This is a genomic window from Thioalkalivibrio sp. ALgr3 (assembly GCF_000377325.1).
In the GTDB taxonomy this organism is placed as follows: Bacteria; Pseudomonadota; Gammaproteobacteria; order Ectothiorhodospirales; family Ectothiorhodospiraceae; genus Thioalkalivibrio.
Genome location: NZ_KB897986.1, coordinates 28,077 through 50,778, shown reverse-complemented (window position 1 = coordinate 50,778; position 22,702 = coordinate 28,077). Strand labels below are relative to the sequence as shown.

Below are 22,702 nucleotides of genomic sequence, written 5' to 3'. Positions count from 1 at the left end.
TAGGGCCCCGAACACCGGAAAGGGATCTCCATGCCCGTTCGAATCTTCGCCGTGGGCGACATGCACCTGGGGCGCCGGCCGGCCAGCCTGCCAGCCGCGCTGGCCGACGACGGCGCCAAACTGGGCCCGGCCGAGGCCTGGGAGCGCTGTGTCCGCCTCGCGATCGAACGGCGGGTGAATGCGGTGGTGCTGGCCGGCGACCTGGTCGAGCGCGAGGACGACTTCTTCGAGGCCTACCGCCAGCTGCGTAAGGGCATCGACCGCCTGACCGGGGCCGGCATCCGCGTGGCGGGCGTGGCCGGCAACCACGACGTGGCCGTGCTGCCGCGTCTGGCCGACGAACTCGAGGGCTTCCACCTGCTGGGCCGTGGCGGGACCTGGGAAAGCATCACCCTGGGGACCGGCGAAGACCGCGTAACCCTGCACGGCTGGTCGTTCCCGTCGCGGCGGGTGACCACCAGCCCGCTCGCCGGACACGACTTCCACGCGAACGAAGGGGCCGCGGCCGGCGTTCAGCTGGGCCTGCTGCACGCCGACCGCGACGCGCGCGACTCGCACTACGCCCCGGTGCGCTCGGCCGAACTGGCCGGCGCCGGACTGGATGCCTGGCTGCTGGGGCATATCCATCGCCCGGACGCCCTCGACGCCGCGGGCACGGCCGGGCGCTACACCGGCGGTTACCTCGGCTCCATTACCGGCCTGCACCCCGGCGAACACGGCGCGCGCGGCCCGTGGCTGCTGACCGTGGAGGCGGGCCGCATCCAGTCCCTGGAACAGCAGTGCCTCGCCCCGCTGCACTGGGCCCGCGTCGATCTCGACCTGACCGGCCTCGAGACCGCCGAACAGGCCCGCACCCGCCTGCTGCAGCAGCTGCGCGAGCTGGAAGCGGGACTGGACGCCCGCCCCGTCCCGCCGCGCGCGCTGGGCCTGCGCCTGCGCCTGACCGGGGCCACCACCCTCGCCGGCAAGGTGGCACACCAGCTGGACGGGCATCGCGAGGAGAGCATCGCCGCCAGCCCCGAGCGCTTCACCTTCATCGAGCGCATCCTCGCCGATACCCGGCCGCCGGTCGATCTGGATGAACTGGCCCGCCGGCAGGACCACGCCGGGCTGCTGGCCCGCCGGCTGCGCGACCTGCACCGCCCGGCCGACGACCCCGACCGCCGCGCGCTGATCGCACGCGCACGCGACGAGCTGGCACCGGTCGCCGACGACGCCCGCTGGCAGGGCCTGCCCGCGGCGGCACTGGATGAAGAAGCCATCGCCGAACACCTGACCGATACCGGCAGCCGCCTGCTGGAACGCCTGCTGGCCGAGACGGAGGCCGGCGCGTGAAACTGCAATCCATCGAGATCCGCCGGCTGCCCGGGATCGATCGGGGCTTCGTCATCGACGCTCTGGACCCGGCGGTCAACTTCGTCACCGGGCCGAATGCCTCCGGCAAGAGCAGCCTGATCCGCGCCCTGCGCCATCTGCTGGCCGGGCATCGCCCGGGCGACCCGCACCAGCTGTCGCTGACCGCCGGCTTCCACGACGGGCGCCATCTGTGGACCGTGGACCGCAACGGGGCACATGTGGCGTGGCAGTGCGATGGCCGCCCGGCCGAACCGCCCGCCCCGCCCCCGGCGGATCTGCTCGACAGCTACCTGATCGGCGTCGAGGACCTGGTGCAGATCCAGGGCAGCGGCGAGCAGGCGCTCGCCCGCCAGCTGCGCCGGGAACTCAACGGCGGGCTGGATCTGCCCGCACTGCGCGACGAGCTGTTCCCGCATGCCCCGCGCGCCGGACACCGCGAGCGTCAGGCGCTGGAACGGGCCCGGCAGCAGCGCGAGGAGGTCGAGCGAGAACAGCGCCAGGCTGCCGCCGGGGAACAGCGCCTGCCGGAGCTGGACCGCGAGATCGCGCAGGCCATGGAGGCGCAGGAAGAGCAGCAGGCCCTGGAGACCGCACTGCGCCTGCTGGACACCGAACAGGCGCTGCGCGGGACCGCCGCACGCCTGGAAGACTTCCCGCCCGACATGGAGCGCCTGACCGGCCGCGAACCGGAACGCCTCGCCGCACTGGACCGCCGCCGCGAGCACGCCCGCGAAGAACTCGCCCGCACGGAACAGGCCCGCCGGCAGGCCGCCGAGCGGCTGGCACGTACCGGGCTGGAGAACGCCCGACCGGATCCCGCCGAACTCGAACGCCTGCGCGGGCGTCTGGAGGCCCTGCACCAGCAGGAACGGGCACTGGCTGACGCCGACACCGCCTGTACCGACGCGCGTACCGCGCGCGACCGGGCCCTCGCCCGGCTCGACGGCCGCGAGGACTCCGCCCGCGAACTGCCACAACTGGATGACGCCAGCCTCGACCGGGCGCACGATCTCGCCCGCCGCCGGCGCGAGCTGGAAGACCGCCGCACGGCCCTCGAGACGCGGGTGCAGGGTGCGCCGGAGTCCTCCCCCGAAGAGGAGCTGGAACGCCACGAACGCGGCGCGCGGCTGCTGTATGACTGGCTGGCCCTGCCGTCGCCGGACCACCGCGAGCGTCCCGTCCTCCCGACCGTGCTCGGGGCTGGCCTGGGCGCCATCATCGCGGTCTTTGGCGGACTCGTCGGCCCCGGCTGGCTGGCTGTCGTGGGCGGCGGCGTGATGCTGCTGGCGCTGCTGCCGCTGCGGTTCCCTGGGATGGTCTCCGGGATCCTGCCGGAACGTCTGCGCCGCTCGGCCGAAGCGCTGGCCGCGGACGCCCGCCGCGACCAGCTGACCCGGGAGTTCACGGCGCTGGGCCTGGACAAGGCCCCCGATGCGCCGTGGGTCCCGGCCGGCGTGCGCGCCTGTCTCGAGGCCATCGAACGCCGCCGCGATACACTGCGGCTGGACCGCCAGCGTTTCGAGGAGGCCCGCACGCTGCGGTCCGAGCGCGACAGCGTGGACCGACAGTTGCAGGAACTGGAACAGGAAGAGGCCGCCTTCGCACGCGAAGCCGGCTTCGACCCGACGCTTGCCGGGCGGCTCGACGATTTCCTCCAGCGCACCCGCGAGCTGCAGCAGGCCGAGCTGGCCCTGCAGCAAGCCGAAGCCCGGCGGGCGGACACCGCCGGCCGCGTCCGGGCCCTGTCCACGGAACTGCGCGAAGCCCTCGCCCGTTGGCCCGGCACCAAAACCGACGCCGCGCCCGACGCATCCCCGGCCCACGTCGATCTGGCGCCTGCCGTGGCCGCCCTGCGCGAGCGCGCCGACGAGGCCGCAGAGGCCGAGCGCGAGGCCGCCGAGAAGGAACGCGAGGCGCGGCGGCTGCGGGACACGCTGGAGGAGATCGAGCAGGAAACCGCCCGCGAGCTGGCCGAGGTCGGCCTGGGGCCGGATCAGCGCGGCATTCTGGAACAGCGTCTGGAGCAGCACGAGGCGTGGCGCGAACTGCGGGACCAGCGGGAAGAACAGCGCCGGCGCCGCGACGACCTCGCGCGCGAACTGGAGGCCCGTCCGGACCTGCTCGCCCTGGCCGGCACGCAGGATTCCCCCGGCGAGCGCGACACCCTGGCCCGGCGCCACACCGAGGCGGTCGACCGCGCCGCCCGGCTGGAGGAGCTGCGCGAGGAACGCAGCCAGATCCGGGAGCGCATCCGCCAGACCGGGCTCAAGGGGGAACGCGAACGGGCCATGGCGGCCGAACAGGGCGCGCGCGAGGCGCTGGAGCAGCACCGCGCCAGGGCCCTCGAAAGCACCGCCGGCCGGTTCCTGCTGGACGACATCCAGGACGAGTTCCGCCGCGAGGAAGAACCCGAGCTGCTGCGCCGCGCGCGCGAGGCCTTCGCCCGCTTCACCCACCACCAGTGGGCCCTGCGGTTGAGCGACGAGGACGACGGCTTCCTCGGCGAGGACCGCGTGCAGGGGGCCCTGCGCACCCCCGGCGAGCTTTCCACCGCTACCCGCATGCAGCTGCTGCTGGCCCTGCGTCTGGCCCGCGTGGAGACCCGCGAGGCCGGCGACGGATCACGGCGCTGGCCGCTGCTGATCGACGAAGCCCTGGCCACTACCGACCCCGAACGCGCCGGCGTGATGTTCCGCACCCTGCGCGAACTCGCGCAGGATCGACAGATCCTGTATCTGGCGGCCAGCGACTACGAGGTGCAGCTGTGGCAGCAGGCCACCGGCGAGTCACCTCACCGGGTCGACCTGCAGGCCGTACGCGGCATCGCGATGGACAAGTCCGGGGAAGGCTCGGGGCGGACTCCGGCCCGTTTCCGCCTTCCCGCCGCGCCGACCATCCCTGAACCCGGCGACCGGGACATCGCCAGCTGGGCCCGCGAGCTGGGCGTCCTGCGCCCGGACCCGACGGCGCCGGCGGAAGAGGTCCACCTGCTGCACGTACTGTTCGACGACCCCGCCACCGCGCGGAGCCTGATGCAGGACTGGCGGGTGGACCGGGTCGGGCCGCTGCGCAGCCTGCTGGACAGCCGGATCGCCGCCCGCGCCCTGCCCGAGACACGCCGGCGCACCGCCCTCGCCCATCGCAGCATGGCTCTGGAGCACTGGCTGGACGCCTGCCGGATCGGCCATGGCCAACCGGTGAACCGGGGGATCCTGGAACAGGCGCACGCGGACGGCGTGCTGACCGACAACACCCTCGAGGGCGTGGTGCGACGTGCGGAAGAAACGGGGGGTGACCCTGTAGAGCTGCTGGAGGGCCTGCGTCAGGATCCGATCACCATGGCCAGCGGCACCGAGCAGCGCCTGCGGACCAACCAGCGTGAACAGCTGGAGTCCTGGCTGAAGGAACACGGCCTGCTGGACGAGCGTGACCCGCTCACGCCGGAGCAGCGCCGGCAGTACGTCCTGGAACGCGCGCCCGCGGATGCCGACCCGGGCGACATCCAGCGCCTGATCGACCACCTGGAGCACGAAACCGGCGACTGATACCCCCGGCAATCCGCCGATTCGTGAACGGTTCCGCATTCCGGCCGTCCCATCCGCCCCGCAGGCAGGCCAGAATTGGGGTTCTTCACCCTGTAGTGACTCCTCTGCCGCGACACACCGTGTCGCTCGGAGAGACAAGCATGACCAAAGCGGACGTGATCAAGCGGATCCACCGCGCCCGTCTGAGCCACAAGATGTGGGTCAGCTACGCCCACGGACTGATCGAAGGGATCCCGCTGGACCAGGACAAGGTCCCGGTCGCCCCCACCGACTGCAAGTTCGGCCAGTGGTACTACGGCGAAGGGCGCGGCCTGTCGGATCTGGCTTCCTACTGCCGGATCGAACCGCCACACGACGAACTCCACGCCACCTACCGACGGATCTTCAACATCCTGTTCGAGGAACAGGCCGAAAAGCCGACACCACTGGCACGGCTGTTCGGTTCCACCGGGTTCGACGACACCCGGCGGCTGGACCGGGCTCGGGAGCTGCTGCCCCATCTCAAGCAGTGCTCCGCGACCATCCTCACGCACCTCGATCGCCTGGCCGAGGACATCCAGGCGATGGACGAGGAGGAGGTCCGCCGGCGGCTGGGCGGATATCCGGACGACGCCTCCGCCGGCGCCGTCTGCGAGCATTGCGAGAGCTGAGCTGGCTCCCGGCCGCGCCTTCCGCGGTCAGCCGTTGGCGGCCTTGCGGCGGATGCCCAGGGTTCCGGTACTGTTCTTGCTCTGGCCCTTGCCCGAAGCCCGTCCGGGGCCCTTGCCCGTCGCCTGATACGCGGGGCGCTTGCCGGTCGCCGGCTTGCCACCGGCGGGCTTGCGGGATGCGGGCTTCGACTTGCGCGCCGGCGCGTCGTGGCTCGGGCCCTGCGGCGACGGGATCTCCAGGGTCAGGCCGAGGCGACGGTTGGCGACATGGATGCCGCCCAGCTTGCGGATCGCGCCCTCGTCCAGGCTCTCCGGCAGATCCACGTGCGAGTGTTCCTGCTGCAGGCCGATGCGGCCGATGTCGCGGCCCTTGAGCCCGCCCTCGTTCGCCAGCGCCCCGACGATCGCGCCCGGCGCGACGCCGTGGGTGCGGCCCACCGGCATGTAGTAGCGCACCATGCCGGATTCGGGACCCGCGTCGCGATCGCCCTGACGGCCGCCTTCGCGGCGCTTGTTGGTACGCTCGCCACGATCCCGGCCGCCGGAGCGGTCGTCGCGACCGGCACGGGCCGCACCGGCCAGCGGGTCCGCACCGGCGGTGGCGGAGGCATCCAGCGGGGACCCCTCGGTGGCCAGCGCCACCAGGGCACCGGCCAGATCCTGCGGCGAGGTCTCGCCATCGGCCAGCAGGCGCTCCACCAGGGCCGCGTGACGGCCCCCGGCGTCATCCGCCACGGCAGCCCGCACGCGTTCGGCGAACCGATCCTCGCGCCGTGCGCGCACCGCCTCGCGGTCGGGCACCGCCTGTTCACGCACGGACTTGCCGGTCAGGCGCTCGATGTCTTTCAGCATGCGCCGCTTGCGCGGCTCCAGGAACAGGATCGCGCGACCCTTGCGCCCGGCGCGGCCGGTACGCCCGATGCGATGCACGTAGACCTCGGCATCGCCCGGGGCATCGAAATTGAACACGTGGCTGATGCGCGGGACGTCGATCCCGCGCGCGGCCACGTCGGTGGCCACGATCACGTCCAGACGACCGTCGCGCAGGTTGGCGACCACGCGCTCGCGCTCGCCCTGCTCCATGTCGCCGTTCAGCGCCGAGGCGGCCACGCCGGCGGCGCCCAGCCGGTCGGCGATCTCGACCGTCGCCGCCTTGGTACGGGCAAAGACCACCGCGGCGTCCAGATCCGGCTCGGTCTCCATCAGGCGGGTCAGGGCCTCGAGCTTGTTGCGCTGATCGACCAGGCAGTAGCTCTGGTCGATGTCGACGCCGGCCTCGTTGCCCGCACCCACGCGGATCTCTTCCGGTTCGCGCATGTGGCGGTGCGCGATGCGCCGGATCGGCGCCGGCATGGTCGCGGAGAACAGCGTGGTCTGGCGCTCGGCCGGGGTCTGCTCCAGCAGCCACTCGATCTCCTCGACGAAGCCCATGCGCAGCATCTCGTCGGCCTCGTCCAGCACCACCATGCGCAGGCTGGACAGATCGAGACTGCCGCGGCGGACATGGTCGGCCACGCGGCCGGGCGTGCCGACCACCACCTGGGCCCCGTCTCGCAGGGCGCGCAGCTGCTGGCCCATCGGCTGGCCGCCGTAGACCGGCAGGATCTCGATGCCGTCCAGACCCGCCGCGAAACCGCTCAGGGCGTCGGCCACCTGACCGGCCAGCTCGCGGGTGGGGGCCAGCACCAGGGCCTGCGGCGCCTTCAGGGCCGCGTCCACGCCATCCACCAGCGGCAGGCCGAACGCACCGGTCTTGCCGGTGCCGGTCTGGGCCTCGCCCAGCACGTCGCGACCACCCAGCAGGGCGGGGATGCAGGCGGCCTGGACCGCGGTGGGGGTGGCAAAGCCCAGATTCGACAGGGCACGGACCAGCGACTCGGACAGACCGAGCTGGTCAAAGGAGGGGGATTCAGACATCACACAGTACTCACACGGGCCGGAAACAGCGACGGCACTGGCGTGCCCCGGGCCCGGCGAAAAGGAATGACCACACGGTCAGCTGCGCACTATACACGAAACGCGAGAGCCGTGGGGGTCAGCCGCGCTCCACGCGATCGCGTCCGCCGGCCTTGGCGGCATACAGGGCCAGGTCCGCACGCGCCATCAGGGTTTCATGAGTATCCCCGGCACGAGCCTCCACCACGCCCAGACTGCCGGTCACGGAGCCCCCGTCGGGATCACGCAGGCCGTGGATCTCGCCACGGAGGGTCTCCGCAAGCTGCGAGGCGACGGTCAGATTCATGTCATGCACGATGACGACAAACTCCTCGCCGCCCCAGCGCCCGACGTGGCCCGCGCCCTCGACAGCCCGCGCCAGGATGCCGGACAGCGCCTTCAGGATCCGGTCTCCCTCAAGGTGACCGTGCACGTCGTTGATTCGCTTGAACCGGTCCAGATCCAGCAGAATCACGGCCAGCGTCGAGGCGCCTCCACCCGTCTGCGCAAGGGCCCGTTGCAGGGTTTCATCGATGCTGCGACGGTTGGCCAGGCCGGTCAGCGAATCGGTGCGAGCGAAACGATCGATCCGTTCCAGCGCCTCATGGAGCTCGGCCGTGCGCTCGTCCACCCTTCGCTCCAGCACCGCATTGCGGTCTTCCAGCTCCTTGACCGGGTAGGCTTCATCGTCCCCGTGCTCGACGCCGGGGAAGGACACGTGGATGTGCTCCAGGCGCCAGACGTCATCGTCCCGGCTCCACACCAGGCTGTGTCGCACTCCATTGAAGCGCACGGCCTGACGCGCAATGATCGTGTGCAGATCCAGCACACAGCTGGCAATCGCCACCCCTTGCGCCGGAAACGACACATGCAGGTCCCGCAGGGAGTATTCCACCGGATTCGGCGCCTGCTCGATATCGTGCCGGTAGAGCTGCTCGGACGCCTCCCGGGTAAAGCAGACCTCGCCGGAACCGGTCCCAATGCCGTGCATGGAGGGGCTCAGCAGCTCACATGTAGCAACGAGGTCGCGCTCGCGGAAGTAGCGATCGAAGTACTGCTCCACCGCCGCCCGGACCTCTGCTTCGGGTGATAAAGCCGTCATTGCCGATGATCCACCATGTCCGGGGTGCCGCCCGGGGCGTCCTGCAGGCCTGAAACAGGCCATATTGTGCACCCGGCGGGGGCATACGGGCGAATCCTTCCGCCCGGTCCGGGTCCCCGGTCCGAACATGGCACCGGTCTAGCCCGTCGCTGACCTGGTGTACGGCCTGCGCCGGGTCGACCAGGGGCGCCTGCCCCTGGTGAAGGCCTGAGTCCCCGGCTCCTATTCCACCTCCAGCGGGATGCTCTCGAGCACCTCACCGCTGTCGGAAGCGCGGTAGCGGATCTCGTAGCTGCCCGCACTGGAAGGCGCGAACAGCTGCACCGGACTGCCCTGCGAGGCACGTGCATCCTGCACCGCGCTGTCGTCCGGGTCGGCGCCGGCCTCGACGATCTCGATCAGATCCTCGAAGCGCCCCGGTCCGGTGAAGTCCACTTCCATCGTGCTCCGGGCGGCCACGGTATCTTCGGCCGAAAGGGTCACGTCGGTACCGCCGACGGTAATCGGAATGGCCTCCAGGGTCCGGCCGGAATCGCGGATCACGTAGCGGATCTCGTACTCGCCCTCCTCGTCCGGCGCGGTCAGAGTCTCGGTGTCGCCGGAGACACGACTGCTGGCGCTGCGGCTGTCGCCGCTGTCACCCTCGGGCGCGTCCGGCTCCACGATGGCCACGAAGTCGTTGCGATTCTCCGGTCCCTCCCACCGCACTTCGAAATCGGCACCCGGCAGCACGGTGTCCGGCGCTTCCAGCGACGCCTCGACCGGAGTCAGCGTCACCTCCTGCGAGGCCAGCACCCGGCGACTGTCGCGCAGCACGTAGCGCACCTCGTGGGTGCCGAGCGCATCCGGCGCCTGGATCTTCACCGGCTCGCCGTCCTCCGAAACCCGGCTCGTGGCGCGGCGGGAATGCCCGGTTTCATCGTCCGGCGCGCCCGCCGCCACGATCGCGATGTAGTCGTTCCGGTTGACCGGGCCTTCCCACTCGACCTCGAAATAGGCCCCGGCCGGGACCTCCTCCGGTGCGGAGACGGACGCCTCCACCGGGGTCAGCGTCACCTCCTGCGAGGCCAGCACTCGGCGACTGTCACGGATGACATAGCGCACCTCGTAGGTGTCCAGCGCATCCGGGGCCTGGAGGGTCACCGGCTCGCCGTCCTCCGAAACCCGCGCAGTGGCCCGCCGGCCATGCCCGGTGTCGTCGTCCGGGGCCCCCGCCGCCACGATCGCAATGTAGTCGTTGCGGTTGACCGGGCCTTCCCATTCGACCTCGAACTGCGCCCCGGCCGGGACATCACCGGGTGCCGAGACGGACGCCTCCACCGGCTCCAGCTCGATGGTGCGAGTGGCCAGGACCGCCCCCGTTTCCCGATGCACGTAACGCAGCTCGTGGGGCCCGAGGGCATCCGGCATCTGCAGGGTTACCTGCTCCTCGCCCTGCACGCGGTCGCTGGCGCGGCGTGAATGGCCCGTATCATCCTCGGGCGCGCCCGGCTCCACCACGGCAATGAAGTCACGATCCTCGCCGGGCCCGTCCCAGCCGACATCGACCATGGAACCGACGCCGGCGGTGTCCGGGGCATGGAGCTCGGCGCCCGGCAGCGCCTGTTCGAGCGTCACGACCACTTCCCGGTCTTCCGCGAGGGTCGCCATCTCCCGCGCATCACCGCTCGTCGCGCCGCGTTCGGCAATGATGCGGTATTCCCCGGGCTCCAGGTGGAGTTCCAGCGGATCGGCATCCTCGCTGCGGGCCTCGACCGCTTCCTCGGTCTCCACGTTCAGCGCGACCCAGTCGACCCCGCCCAGGGCTTCGCCGGTTGCGGCGTCCTCGGCGCTCAGCTCCAGCGTGGCCTGCGTCTTCGCCATCATGATGTCGACCGGCTCGTCGGTCTGCGGGGTGATCTCGAACTCGGTCCCGCCGGCGAAGACCTCCGCTTCGGCCTCGACCGTGTAATCACCGGGCATCAGCTCCAGGTCGATGATGCCCCGCGACTCCCCGGAAAAGATCGACTCGCCCGCCTCGTCGGCGACCTCCCAGTCCACCCGGCGCACGTGCTCTTCGGGGTTGCGTTCGTCGAGCGCGCGCAGCTGCACGCGCAGTGCCTCGGGTTCCGCTGCCGCGATCTCGTCCAGGGCGGCACTGAGTTCCTCGCCGGATCGCGTGGTGAACAGCTGGCCACCGGTCTGCTCCGGCACACAGGAAAGGGTCTGAACCTCTTCCTCCTCGAGCGCAAAGCCGACAACATGGGCGCGCAGGTCGATGCCCTCCTCCGCCATCTCGGCGGCCAGCGCACAGGGATCGCCGCCGCAGTTTTCCAGGCCATCGGTCACCAGGATGATGTCCGCAGACTCCGCGGTGCGCGGGATCATCTCGCGGGCCCTGGCCATGGAGTCGGTCAACGGCGTCATGCCCTGGGGGTTGAGATCGTGGATCGTGCGCGCGATCTCGTGACCCTCGTGGGTGTCCAGCGGCAGGACGGCCTCGATATCGTCACAGTCGCCACGGCGGGTATGTCCGTAGGCGACCACGCCAAAGGGGATGCTGGCGTCGCGACTGGCCGCGAACTCGTCGACCACCTCGCGCGCCACCTCGATGCGCGACTTGTCGTCTTCCATCCGCGCCCACATGGACCCCGAGGCATCGAACACCATGATGCTCACATGCTCATCGGCCACCACCGGCGACGTCACGCCAAACGCACCGGCCAGCAAACCGCCGGCCACGGCCCGTCGCAAGAGTTTTCCGTACATTGTCCGCTCCCCTCAGTGCCATTGATTGGCCCGATGTTCCCCTTGAGAGGATCACGCAATGCACAAAAGAACGCCCCCTCCAAAAGGAGGGGGCGACACGGCTCAAAGCCCGTTCAGCGGGGCCGGTCCCGGCCCTGCCGCCCTGCGATCCACGGCAGAAAAAGCAGGCTCTCCAGTGGACCGCGGTGGAACCGTGAACGCCACAGGACCGCGAAAGCGGCGAAGGCCGCCATCGCCAGCAGGGTCAACGCGGTCGCGATCGCGGGGGAGTCCATCACGTGGTCGTCCAGACCCGAACTCTCGAGTGTCTCCCGCAGCAGCCAGAGCACCAGGAGGTGGGTCACGTAGAAGGTCAGCGCCAGCTGCCCGGACGCGATCAAGGGCCACAGCCAGCGGCGCGCCCGATCGGCGAGGAGCAGGCACAGCCCCAGCACCGCGCCGGCGGTCAGCACGGAGCCGGCCAGCCACAACAGCATCTGACTGTGGGGCTGCGTGACCAGCAACCGGTTCCAGCCCCAGTCGTCGGCATCCACTCCCAGTGCCCGCTGCAGCCCGACGCTGGCCAGCAGCACCCCGGCCGTCCCCACCGCCCCGACCACGACCAGACGCCGGCGCACGGCGGTACTGCGCAGATCAAGCCGGCCCAGCCACATCCCGACCGCAAACGGCACGATCCAGGTCACCAGCGGATACGGGCCGGACAGCACCAGACGGTGCAGCATCTCGCCCGCGGCAAGCCCCGGCATCACGGGCGAACGGTCGAACACCTCGGGGCTGGTCAGCTGCCCGTGCAGAAAGATCGCCGGACCGAGGGCCAGCATCAATGCAGCGATGGCCAGCAGTCCGGGTGACGGCATGCGCAGCATGGCGATCGCCAGCACGAACAGTGCCGCGTAGGCCGGCAGGATCACGTAGATGGCGTCGGGCTCCAGGGCCTGCAGCCCCAGCCCGATCAGGAAGAGCAGCGCGGCCCGCCACAGCAACTGGGCCTCGGCCCCGCCACGTCGCGGACGCCGGGAGGCGGCCAGGAAAGATACGCCCACCCCGGCCAGCAGCATGAACAGCACCGACGCCCGACCCTGAGGCAACGCGTACAGCTGCCCGCCGAGCGTCTCCAGGCCCACCGGCCCGACATGCGCCGACAGCATGCCGGCCACGGCCAGCGCACGCGCCAGATCCAGGCCCTCCAGGCGCGATGCCGAGAGGGCGGTCATGCGGCCACCCTGCTCGCGCCAGCAACTTCGGCCCCGAGCTCGAAGTTCGGGGTTATGTGTCGAAACGCGACAGGTCGGCGCGACCCATGTGGCACATTGCCACACCCGCGGCACCCGGGCGTACGGCGCCCCCCGCGAGCCCGGATCCGGATTCGTTGTGTCCCCGTCCAGTCCATGCCGGAGGGACTAGCAAATCGCCGGCCACTCCGGGAACGGACAGGTCTCCGGGTCGATCAGGCCTGAATGTTGACGCTGGAGCCGGTGGTATCCGGGCCCGTGCTGGCCAGGCTGCCGTCCGCCATGAAGGTGGAGCCCATCTCTTCCTCGGCGCCCGGTTCGTCCTGCGCGGCGCCGTTATCCGGGTTGCCAGAGCCGGTGTCCGTCGAGGAATCGCCCGCCTGCATCTCCGAATCGACGGACAGTCCGGTATCGATCTCGCCCGCGGACTGCGTCGCTTCGGTGCCGCCAATTCCGGAGGTACTCCCGGTGTTGCCGGTGGAACCGGTCGGAGCCGCCGGGCTCTGGGTAGCGGCCGCCTGGGTGGCGTTCTGTGCGGGCTGGGCCTGCCCCATGGCCGGGCTGGCTGCGGCCTGAGCCGGCTGCGCCGCCTGCATGCCTCCCTGTGCGCCCGCCTGGGCCGGTTGGGCCTGCTGCGCCGCGGCCATGCCGGCGGCCTGCCCGGTCGCCTGGCCCGCCGGGTTCTGCCCGGCCGCGGCCGCGGGGCCCTGGTTCCCGGCGCCATTCGGTCCGTTCATGCCCGCCGTCTGGGCCATGGTGGCCGGATTGGGTCCGATACTGTTGATCATGGCGTGCTCCTGCTCGAAAGGTTTTCCCGCTCCAAATGAACGGAGCCGGGGCAACCTTGCCAAGCGAAACGCATGCCAGAATCTTCCCGAGCACGGCCGCGCCGCTCCATGCGGCGCCCCGGATCCTCACGCATCCCCGGATCGTTCCAGTGTCCCCGGAGCACCCTTGCCGATCATTTCCGGCATTCGGCATGCGGCAACCGGGTCATTTCTGCCCCAGTTCCTCCAGTGCCGCCTGGAGGTCGCGGACGATCGCCCGTTCATCCCCGCCGGCGGTCGTCGGATCCACCGGGTCCCCGATCACGATGCGCACCTTCCCGCCCGGCCGCGGGAGACGCTGCCCCGGGGCCATCACCTCGCGGGTGCCCTCGATCCACACGGGCACGACGGGGACGGGCTGCGCGGCCAGCACCAGCCCGATGCCGGGACGCAGGGGCTGCAGGCTTCCGTCCGGCGAGCGCTGGCCCTCGGGGAACCAGATCAGTCCGTGACCGCGCTGCAGACTGGCCGCCGCAAGGGCCAGGCTGCGACGCGGCGCGGCCCCCGGGTCCACCGGCAGGATCCGCGCCGTGCGGCTGAAGGCCCGCGACAGCGGGCCGGTGAACAGGTAACCCTGGAAACCGGCCCAGTACAGCGACTCGAGACGCTGCCGGTCCAGCGCCGGCAACAGCGCGAGCGCATCGACGAAGCTGAGATGGCGCGGGGCGATCACGTACGGTCCGTTCGCAGGGAACTGACCGTGCACCTCCACGCGCATCAGCAGCCGGGAGAGCAGACGCGCCCCGCCCAGCAGCAGCACCCCGGCGCCGCGGCGCAGTGCCCCCGGGGGTTCCAGCGCGGTTCGCTGGTCGGCCTCCAGCAGCGACTCCGGATCCGCGAGCTGTGCCTTCAGATCGGCCTGCCCCTCGCGGGCCACGCCCGCGGCGGCCGCCTCCTGCAGCAGATCGCGCACCGTTTCGACCCGTTCGATCGCCGAGTCGTCCAGATCGATCCCGGCGCGATCCTGCAGCGCCAGGGTCAGGTCGACCCAGCTCAGCGAATCGATGCCCAGTTCGTCGGCCAGCCCGGTGTCCGGGGTCAGACGCCGGTCGTGGAAACGCTCGGCGAGGTAGTTCCAGGTGCGCTCGGCGCCCGGGTCGGACAGCAGCTGCTGGTCCTCCGGGGCCATGGATTCCGGCGAGACCGGCTCCGGACGGGCCCGCGAGACCGCGTCCTCGCGCCCCAGCTCCTCGAACAGTTCTTCCAGCTTGTGCCGACGCAGCTTGCCCAGACGCGTGCGCGGCAGGGGATCGAGCGCGACGCGCACCGCTCCCGGGCGGTGATGGGTAGGCAGCGACTTCGCCGCTTCATTGACGGCCTCGCGCGTGCGCCGTTCGAGCTCCTCGCCGGCGGCCTCACGCATCAGGCCCGCATCCGGCACCGCCACGACCGCCAGCCGGTCGTCATGCTCCAGCACGCCCGCCTCGCGGATCCCTTCGGCCGACTGCAGTGCACCCTCCACGCGTTCCGGATCGATGTTCTCGCCACCGGAGAGCACGATCATGGCCGACTCCCGACCGTGCAGATAAAGGAAGCCATCCGCATCGATCTCGCCGGTATCTCCGGTACGGTACCAGCCGTCCGCGTCCAGGACCTTCGCGGTCTTGTCCGGGAGATTGAGATAGCCGGCGAACACGTTCGGCCCGCGGGCCATCACCTCGCCACGGCCGTCGCCGGAGCCACCGTCGTCGATGGCCAGTTCGACCCCCGGCAGCGCCACCCCCGCGGCGTCCAGACGCACCCGCTCCGGCGGGTTGTAGGTGAGGATGGGCGACGTCTCGCTGAGGCCGTAGCCCGTCGCCACCTCCCAGCCCAGTGCCTGCAGGTTGCGGCCCAGCGCGGGGTCGAGCGCCGCGCCCCCGGCCACCACCATGCGCAGGCGCGGCGCCAGTCGCTGGTGCAGGCTCCCGAACAGGCGCCGACCCAGGCGCAGGCCGAAGCGCTGGCGCGCCTGTTTTGACAGGCCCAGCATCGCGCGGAACAGCAGCGCCGGTACCCGCCCCCGGCCGGCCACGCGATCCTGCAGCGCCTTCCACACGGCCTCGTAGAGGCGGGGCACGCCCAGCATCACGGTCGCCTCGCCATCGCGCAGGCCGCGCACGATCTGCGGCCCGACCAGCGAAAACGGCACGATGATGGAGGCCCCCAGGGTCAGCGGCACCAGGATGCCGACCGTGAACGGATACACGTGGTGGAACGGCAGCGGCACCAGCACTCGATCCTTATGGTCCGCGACCTCTTCGGCGCACAGGGCCTCCACGTTGCTGGCCAGGTTGCGGTGGGTCAGCGGCACGCCCTTGGGCGGACCGGTGGTGCCGGAGGTGTAGAACACCGCGGCCACATCCCCGGCCTGCGCGATCGACCCGGCGGGCTCGGCCTGCAGCAGGCTCGCCCAGGCATTCGGGGCATCCTCTGCGGCGTCGAACAGGCGGACCTGCCAGTCACCGGGGACATCCGCCAGCCGCTCTTCCAGCCCCGAGGTAGTGAAGACGAAGCGCGGAGCCGAGTCCGCAAGGACGTGGTACAGGTCCTCGGACGGCATCTGCGTATCCAGGGGCACCACGCTACCGCCGGCATTCATCACGCCCAGCGCCGAGACGATCCAGTCCGGGCTGTTGGGGGCCAGCAGTACCACGCGGTCCCCGCGTTCCAGGCCCGCCGCGCGCAGCCCGGCCGCCAGTCTCGCGGCCCTTTCGAGCAGTTCGGCCCGCTCGGTGGTCTCGTGCCCATCGCGGGTCATGGCCACCACCGCCTCGCGACCCGACTCGGGGGAACGCGAGGCGAGGAGTTCGTCGACGGTCTGAACGCTCATCCGCTGGCCTCCGGCGGGACGGCGCCCGCGCAACGTGGTGGGCAGTGCGGTTTCCATCATACGCATTGACAGGATTCGTCACGAAACCCCAATCTTCTGGCTAACGACAAGACTGCAGGGGGTTCCGTTGAACGCCACCGAGCTGCCCCCGTACCCGCGCGATGGCTACCTCCCGATCGAGGACCACGGGCTGATCGGCGACGGCACCACCGCGGCCCTGGTGGGGCGCGACGGCTCCATCTCCTGGCTCTGCGTCCCGCGGTTCGATTCCGACGCCCTGTTCTGCGGCCTGCTGGACCATCGCAACGGCGGTTCCTTCACGGTGGCCCCGGAAAACCTGACCGCTGCCACGCAGCGCTACGAGCCGGACACCGGGGTGCTCGTAACGGACCTTTCGGGGCCGGAGGGACGCGTCCGCGTGACCGACGCGCTGACCTTCCGCGCCGGCGCCGACCTGTCCGAAGATGCCCCCGCCGGGCGCGGCGAACTCCTGCGGATGATCGAGGTGGTGGAGGGGCGCGTGCGCCTGCGGGTCCGGCTGGAACCGCGCGGTGACACCGAGTGCCGACCGCATGCCGCGGGCCTGCAGCTGCGCCTGCAGCGTCGCCCGGAGCTCGAGCCGCACCTGACCTCCTCGCTCCCGCTGGCCGGGCTGGACACCACCCACGAGCTGTCCGCGGGCGAACGCCACCACCTCATCCTCAGCTGGGAATCCGCGGGGCACCGCTTCCATCCCCGCCCGCCGGAAGAACTCCTCGCGGACACCATCGCGGTCTGGCGCGACTGGATGCGCTCGTTCCGCTACCAGGGTCCGCAGACGGCACTGGTCCGCCGCTCCGCAATCACCCTGAAGATGATGGATTACACCGCGACCGGCGCGATGATCGCCGCGCCCACCTCCTCCCTGCCGGAGGCGATCGGGGGACCACGCAACTGGGATTACCGCTATGCCTGGATCCGCGACGCGGCGTTCTCGGTCTATGCGCTTGCCCAGATCGGCATGGGGCACGAGGCCGAGGGTTTTCTTGGCTGGGTACTCGATGCGGTGGACCGCGCCGGGCGGCCACGCGTGCTGTATGACGTGGACGGCCACGCTCCGCCACCGGAATGGCATGACCCCGGACTCGAGGGCTACCGCGGGTCCGCACCGGTACGGTGGGGCAATGCCGCCGCCGAGCAACGCCAGCATGACGTGTTCGGCGAGATCATGGACTGCGCCTGGCAATGGGTGCGTCGCGGCGGCGCACTCGAACCCGCGCTATGGGACCGGCTGCGGCGCCTCGTGGAAGCGGCGGCGAGGGAATGGCAGACGCCCGACCACGGGATCTGGGAGGTGCGTACGCCGGGGCGCCCGTTCACCTATTCCGCGGCGCTGTGCGCGGTGGCACTGGACCGGGGGGCGCGCATGGCCCGGTCCATGGGCATGGAGTCCGATGCCCGACGCTGGGAACTCGAGTGCGAGCGGATCCGCACGGCCATCCTCGAGCAGGCATGGGACCCGCAGCAGCAGACCCTGACCGAACACCTCGGCGGCGGCGGGATCGACGCCAGCCTGCTTGCCCTGCCCCTGCGGCGGGTGATTCCCGCCGACCATCCGCGCATGATCGCCACCACTCGCGCCGTAGTGCGTCGGCTGGGCGCCGGCGACGGACTGCTGTTCCGCTACCTTCCCGATGAATCGCCCGACGGACTGGCCGGCCACGAGGGCGCCTTCCTGCTGTGCAGCTTCTGGCTGGCCGACAACCTCCTGGGCCAGGGCGAACGGGACGCGGCGATGGAGCTCTTCGAGTCGCTGTGCGCCCGGGCCAGCCCGCTGGGCCTGCTGCCGGAACAGATCGACCCCGCCAGCGGGGCCTTTCTCGGCAACTTCCCGCAGGCCTTCAGTCACGTCGGGCTGATCTCCACCGGGATCAACCTGGGCCGGACCTGATCCGCAACCGACCCGGCCGGGCGTTCCGGTGGCGGCACTTTCGTGCTATGAGAGAGAGGTGAGCGCTCGACCCGTCGCAACCTACCGTCTCCAGCTGCATCCGGGGTTCACCCTGGATGACGCGGCCGCGGTCGTGCCGTATCTGGCGGATCTGGGGATCAGCCATGTCTACCTGTCGCCGTTCCTGCAGGCGGTGTCCGGCAGCACCCATGGCTACGATGTCGTCGACCCGGGCCGCGTGAATGCCGAACTGGGCGGCGAGGCGGCGCGGCAGCGGCTGAACGTCGCTCTCGCCCGCGCCGGCATGGGACAGGTACTGGACATCGTTCCCAATCACATGGCGATCGCCGGCGACCAGAACCCCTGGTGGTGGGATGTCCTCGAAAACGGGCCCTCCAGCCGCCACGCCCCCTGGTTCGACGTCGACTGGGCAGCCGCGGAAGAGCGCTGGCCCGACAAGGTGTTGCTGCCGGTCCTCGGCGACCATTACGGCCGTATCCTCGAGGCGGGCGAACTGCAGCTGCGGTTCGCCGAAGGCCGGTTCACGCTGCACTATTACGAACACCGTTTCCCCGTCGACCCCTCCTCGCTGCATGACCTGCTCCAGCGGGTCTACCGGCGCAGCGGCCCGGAACTGCTCGGCTTTCTTGCCGAGTCCTGCGCACGCCTGCCACGCCCGCGGGTGACCGGCGGCGAGCCGGCCGAACGGCGCCGGCGCGACCAGGAGGTGATCCACCGGCTGCTGGACGAGACCTGCCGCGACAATGCCGGGACCCGGGCCGCCGTGCAGGCCGAGGTCGATGCCATCAACGCCAGCCCCGATGCGCTGGACGCCCTGATCGGTGAACAGAACTACCGGCTTGCCTGGTGGCGTACCGCTGCGGAGGATCTGGGCTACCGCCGCTTCTTCGACATCAACGATCTGGCCGGGCTGCGCGTGGAGCGGCGCGAGGTCTTTGACGCGATCCACGAGCTGCCCCTGCGCTGGACGGCCGAAGGCACCGTGGACGGTCTGCGGGTGGACCACCCCGACGGGATGCGGGACCCCGAAGAATACTTCCGGCGCCTGCGCGAGGCCTGCCCGGAGGCCTGGATCGTGGCGGAGAAGATCCTGGAACCCGACGAGCGCCTGCCAGCACAGTGGCCGATCGCGGGGACCACCGGCTACGACTTTCTGAACCGGGTCCAGGGCCTGTTCGTGGACCCCGCCGGGGAGCCCCCGATGACCTCGCTGTACGAGAACTTTACCGGGGAGCCCGCGGATTTCGGCACCGTGGTGGTCGCGAGCAAGCGCCAGGTCCTGCGCGAGCTTCTCGGCAGCGAGCTCCATCGGCTGACCTCGCTGTTCGTGCTGATCTGCGAGCGCCATCGCCGCCACCGTGATTACACCCGCGAGCAGCTGCATCACGTGCTGCTGGAGGTCGCCGCCCGCTTTCCCGTCTACCGCACCTACCTGAGGCGCGGCGACACGGTGGACGAGGCCGACGCCCGCCGCATCCGCAGCGCCATCGAACGGGCGCATGCCGAAGCCCCGGAGCTGGATGCCGAGCTCCTGGAGTTCCTGCGCGCTCTGCTCTCACTGGAGGTGGCAGGGGAACAGGAGGCCGAACTGGCCCTGCGCTTTCAGCAGCTCACCGGCCCGGCGATGGCCAAGGGCGTGGAGGACACCGCCTTTTACCGGTTTCATCGGCTGGTGGCGCTCAACGAGGTGGGCGGCGCGCCGGACCGGTTCGGGGTATCGCCCGCGGATTTCCATCGCGCCTGTCGCGATGCCCTGGACCGGCACCCGGACGCCATGCTCGCCACATCCACCCACGACACCAAGCGCAGCGAAGACGTGCGCGCCCGCCTGCTGCTGTTGTCGGAGATCCCGCAGGCCTGGGGCCGCGCCGTGGCGGCATGGAGCGAACGCAACACCCCCCACCGCTCGAGCACCGGCCCCGATGCCGCGACGGAGTATCTGATCTACCAGACCCTGGTGGGTGCCTGGCCGATCGATCCCGAACGCCTCTGCGCCTACCTGGAGAAGGCCGTCCGCGAGGCGAAACGCCACACGCGCTGGACCCGCCAGGATCCGGACTACGAACGGGCCGTGCTGGATTTCGCCCGCGGCCTGCTGGACGACCGGGCATTCGTCGAGGCGCTCGAGGCCTTCGTCCGGCCACTGGTGGGCCCCGGACGGGTCAACAGCCTGGCGCAGACCCTGATCCGGTGCACGGCACCCGGGGTGCCGGACACCTACCAGGGGACGGAGCTGTGGGATCTCAGTCTGGTGGATCCCGACAACCGGCGGCCGGTGGACTTCGGGCTGCGCCGTGAGCAGCTGGCCCGACTGGACGTGCTGTCGCCCGCCGAGATCCTGGAGCGCGCCGATGAAGGCCTCCCGAAGCTGTGGCTGCTGCGCGAGGCGCTGGCCCTGCGTCGGCGCCGGCCCGGGGCTTTCGGGGCCGACGGCGGCTATCAGCCGGTCGCCGCCCGGGGCCCCCGGGCCGACCACGCCGTAGCCTTTTTGCGCGGCGACCAGGTGCTGACCCTGGTGCCCCGGCTGATACTCGGACTGGCCGACGACTGGCAGGACACCGTATTTCCCCTGCCACCGGGACACTGGCGGAACATCCTCACGGGGGAAGACCTCGAAGGCGGCGACATCCCGCTCGCGGGTCTGCTGGCCGCGTTCCCGGTCGCCCTTCTCGAGCGGGTGGGGGAGCCACAGTGACGCGGGTGACGGTCTGGGCCCCGCACGCCGCCCACGTCACGCTGGAATGCGCCGGCGAACGCTTCCCGATGGCGCGCCGCGAGGGTGGCTGGTGGGCGGTGGACGCGCCCGCCCTGACGCACGGCGTGGACTACGCCTTCCGGGTCGACGATCGCGGCCCCTTCCCGGACCCGCGTTCACCCTGGCAACCACAGGGCGTCCACGGGCCGTCGCGCTGGCTGGAGCATTCCCGATTCCACTGGAACGATGCGGGCTGGCGCGCCCCGCCGCTGGCCTCCGCGGTCATCATGGAGATCCACGTGGGGACCTTCACCCCGGCCGGTACCTTCGATGCGGTGATCGACCGCCTGGACCACCTTGCCCGGCTGGGCATCACCCACATCGAGCTGATGCCGGTGGCCGAGTTCCCCGGCGACCGCGGCTGGGGCTACGACGGGACCAGCCTGTTCGCCCCGCATCACGCCCTGGGCGGCCCGGACGGCCTGAAGCGCCTGGTGGACGCCTGCCACCGGCGCGGCCTCGCCGTGCTCCTGGATGTCGTTTACAACCACCTGGGTCCGGACGGCAATTATCTCGGTCAGTTCGGTCCCTATTTCACCGACACCTACAGCACGCCCTGGGGCGATGCCGTCAACCTCGACGACCCCGACAGCGACGAGGTGCGACGCTTCTTCCTAGACAACGCCCGCATGTGGCTGCGCGACTATCACTTCGACGGCCTGCGCCTGGACGCGGTCCATGCCATCGTCGACACCTCCGCTATCCACCTGCTGGAGGCCCTCGCCGACGAGGTTCGGCGTCTGGAGACGCAGACCGGCCGACCGCTGGCGCTGATCGCCGAAAGCGATGCGAACGATCCGCGCCTGATCCGGCCGGTCGAGGTCGGCGGCTACGGCCTGGATGCGCAGTGGAACGAGGACTTTCACCATGCCCTGCACGCCCTGCTGACCGGCGAATCGCAGGGCTATTTCGCGGATTTCGGGCGTCTGGAAGAATTTGCCCGCGTGCTCAGCCGTGGCTTCGCCCTGGACGGCCGCTACTCCCGTTACCGCCGGCGCGCGCACGGCCGGCCGGCCAGTGACGTGCCGGGGCGACGTTTCGTCGGCTGCCTGCAGAACCACGACCAGATCGGCAACCAGGCCACCGGCGAACGCAGCAGCCATCTGCTTTCGCCGGGTCTGCTGAAGGTCGGGGCCGCGCTGGTGCTGACCTCGCCGTTCATCCCCCTGCTGTTCCAGGGCGAGGAATGGGCCGCGTCCACGCCGTTTCTGTATTTCACCGACCACCGCGACGCGGAACTGGCCGCGGCGGTGCGCGACGGTCGCCGCGAGGAATTCGCCGGGTTCGGCCACGATCCCGCCCGCATCCCGGACCCGCAGGCGGCCGAAACCTTCGAGCGCTCGCGGCTCGACTGGGATGAACCGCTGCAGGCACCCCACGCGGACCTCCTCGAGTGGCACCGTGCCCTGATCCGGCTGCGCCATTCCCGAGCCGCCCTCGCCGAGGACCGTCTCGACCGCCTGCGCGTGGAATTCGACGAATCCCACCGCTGGCTCCTGCTGCTGCGTCCGGATCTGGTGGTGGCCTGCAACCTCGCCGCCTGGCCGCAGACCCTCACCCTGCCACCGGAGGCCTCGCACCTGTCCCTGCACCTGCGTTCCGAGCCGGACATCCGGCTGGATCACACCGGGCTCCGGCTGCCCGCGGAAGCGGTCGCCGTGCTTGCCGGGCCGGACACGCCGCAGGACTGAGAACGTGACGCATTCCCCTTTTTGCCAGTAGCACCCGGAACCGCCACCTGCGTCCCCCGGCCCGGGCGACTACACTGGGCCCCACGCTCAACACCGGC

General features: G+C 70.9%; 12 protein-coding genes. 6 read left to right on the top strand and 6 right to left on the bottom strand.

Annotated elements, in window-relative coordinates; all coding sequences use genetic code 11:
- Positions 1 to 30 precede the first annotated feature (30 nt).
- From C998_RS0110700 to C998_RS0110690, 3 genes are all read left to right on the top strand, one after another.
- Entirely contained in the window at positions 31 to 1,335 is a 1,305-nt protein-coding gene (locus tag C998_RS0110700; RefSeq protein WP_018870861.1) for a DNA repair exonuclease, read from the top strand.
- Positions 1,332 to 4,901 (top strand): hypothetical protein, encoded by a 3,570-nt coding sequence (locus tag C998_RS0110695; protein ID WP_018870860.1) that lies wholly within the window; start codon positions 1,332 to 1,334, stop codon positions 4,899 to 4,901. Before C998_RS0110700 ends, C998_RS0110695 begins: the two co-directional genes overlap by 4 nt.
- Before the next feature lie 140 nt (positions 4,902 to 5,041).
- Positions 5,042 to 5,551 carry a CZB domain-containing protein gene (locus C998_RS0110690; RefSeq protein WP_018870859.1) on the top strand — a complete coding sequence of 170 codons (510 nt, stop codon included), beginning with the start codon at positions 5,042 to 5,044 and terminating at the stop codon, positions 5,549 to 5,551.
- A gap of 27 nt (positions 5,552 to 5,578) precedes the next feature.
- Here the strand turns inward: C998_RS0110690 and C998_RS0110685 are convergent, their stop codons facing one another.
- The 6 genes from C998_RS0110685 to C998_RS0110660 form a co-directional block, all read right to left on the bottom strand.
- Entirely contained in the window at positions 5,579 to 7,468 is a 1,890-nt protein-coding gene (locus C998_RS0110685) for a DEAD/DEAH box helicase (protein WP_018870858.1), read from the bottom strand.
- A 118-nt stretch (positions 7,469 to 7,586) separates the two neighbouring features.
- Positions 7,587 to 8,588, bottom strand: coding sequence for a diguanylate cyclase domain-containing protein (locus C998_RS0110680; RefSeq protein ID WP_026279576.1), 1,002 nt, complete (start codon positions 8,586 to 8,588; stop codon positions 7,587 to 7,589).
- 222 nt (positions 8,589 to 8,810) lie between these two features.
- Positions 8,811 to 11,336, bottom strand: coding sequence for a VWA domain-containing protein (locus tag C998_RS15330; protein ID WP_026279575.1), 2,526 nt, complete (start codon positions 11,334 to 11,336; stop codon positions 8,811 to 8,813).
- 113 nt (positions 11,337 to 11,449) lie between these two features.
- Positions 11,450 to 12,550, bottom strand: coding sequence for an acyltransferase family protein (locus C998_RS0110670; protein ID WP_018870855.1), 1,101 nt, complete (start codon positions 12,548 to 12,550; stop codon positions 11,450 to 11,452).
- Between the two features lie 233 nt (positions 12,551 to 12,783).
- Entirely contained in the window at positions 12,784 to 13,356 is a 573-nt protein-coding gene (locus C998_RS0110665) for a hypothetical protein (RefSeq protein WP_018870854.1), read from the bottom strand.
- A gap of 205 nt (positions 13,357 to 13,561) precedes the next feature.
- Positions 13,562 to 16,207, bottom strand: coding sequence for an AMP-binding protein (locus C998_RS0110660; RefSeq protein ID WP_018870853.1), 2,646 nt, complete (start codon positions 16,205 to 16,207; stop codon positions 13,562 to 13,564).
- Positions 16,208 to 16,334: 127 nt separating this feature from the next.
- On the opposite strand from C998_RS0110660, the gene C998_RS0110655 reads away from it, so the two are divergent.
- The 3 genes from C998_RS0110655 to treZ are packed head-to-tail and all read left to right on the top strand — an operon-like array spanning position 16,335 to position 22,604.
- The gene (locus tag C998_RS0110655; RefSeq protein WP_018870852.1) at positions 16,335 to 18,137 is read left to right on the top strand and encodes a glycoside hydrolase family 15 protein; all 1,803 of its coding nucleotides are present in this window, start codon (positions 16,335 to 16,337) and stop codon (positions 18,135 to 18,137) included.
- Positions 18,138 to 18,195: 58 nt separating this feature from the next.
- Positions 18,196 to 20,853: a malto-oligosyltrehalose synthase gene (gene treY / locus C998_RS0110650; protein WP_018870851.1), complete on the top strand. Its 2,658-nt coding sequence runs from the start codon at positions 18,196 to 18,198 to the stop codon at positions 20,851 to 20,853.
- Positions 20,850 to 22,604, top strand: a complete 1,755-nt coding sequence (gene treZ, locus C998_RS0110645; protein WP_018870850.1) for a malto-oligosyltrehalose trehalohydrolase — start codon at positions 20,850 to 20,852, stop codon at positions 22,602 to 22,604. Before treY ends, treZ begins: the two co-directional genes overlap by 4 nt.
- The last annotated feature ends 98 nt before the right edge of the window (positions 22,605 to 22,702 follow it).